Here is a 1005-nt window from a genome sequence, read left to right as displayed (position 1 = left end):
GGCCAGCGCCGCGCGTGCCGGGCCGACATGCAGCGAGCGCAGCGCCAGTTCCATGGCGGTCAGCTCGGCCACCGCCGCGAGCGCCGGCGGCAAGTCGCGCACGTCGAGCGGCGCCAACGCGGCCCGCGCCGCCTCGAGCCGGCCGAGCAGCAGCAACTGGCGCGCCGCGATGAGCCGCGCCTGCAGCGCGTTGGCACGGTCGGCGTGCGCTTCGAGCGTGGCCGCCGCCGCAGCCAGCGCGCGCGGCGAGCCGCCGAGATCGCGCATGGCCATCGCCACCTCGGCCTCGGCCACGACGCAGCGCGCGCGCGCCAGTTCCTCGTGGGCGCCAAAACCGCGCGCGGCGCGCCGCAGCAGTTCGCGCGCGCGCGGATGCTCGCCGAGCTGCGCCATCGCAATGCCGCGCAGGGCCAGCGCCGGCGGGTCGTCGCGCAGCGCGACCCGCTTGAGCGCGCCAAGCGCGTCGCCGGCGGCCAGGGCGCGGGCGGAGGCGGCAATCAGGGAATCCATGGGGCGAGGCTACACCGGCGCCAACACCGATCTCGGCCTGCAACAGGTCTTTCGAACGCTTGAGGGGATCGCGGTCCGGATATTTCTCCAACGTCAGCTTGACGTCCACGAAATCCATGGGATGCATGGTGTTCATGAGCGCCATCTCACCGGTCGTGGAGACCACATCTGCTGACCGTGGAGAGGCGAGGCCTCGCTTCCTTTCACTGCAAACAGACGATTTCAAAGAACATKGTGAAAGTCCATATAAGTCAACCGTTTAGATAGAAATCTCAAGGCAAGACACTGTGGTTTCTGACGGCCATTGGCTGGCCGTCTCCTCTCAATGAACCTGCTTTATGAAGCCTGGCTTCACAAGGCATGCAATATTCGCCACTGTTTCTTTCTGATGCTTCTTCCTACAGTCGCCTCCAGCGCCGACCGGCGCCCCCACCCCACGAAGAAGAACGGACCCCACCATGAGCGCGCTCAATGTCAACGGCCGCGACCACACGG

The 1005-nt window shown here is 67.2% G+C and carries 2 pseudogenes; both read right to left on the bottom strand.

The features are described 5' to 3' along the window. A pseudogene (locus tag AC1DOC_RS34990) lies at positions 1 to 510 on the bottom strand (helix-turn-helix domain-containing protein); the annotation flags it as partial. Positions 511 to 553: 43 nt separating this feature from the next. Further along, a pseudogene (locus AC1DOC_RS34985) lies at positions 554 to 736 on the bottom strand (hypothetical protein); the annotation flags it as partial. Positions 737 to 1005 lie beyond the last annotated feature (269 nt).

The sequence above is a fragment of the Variovorax sp. 01T439_2 genome (genome assembly GCF_056398445.1).
The sequence above is the reverse complement of the archived record's forward strand: the minus strand, read 5'-3'. Positions and strand labels throughout refer to the sequence as shown.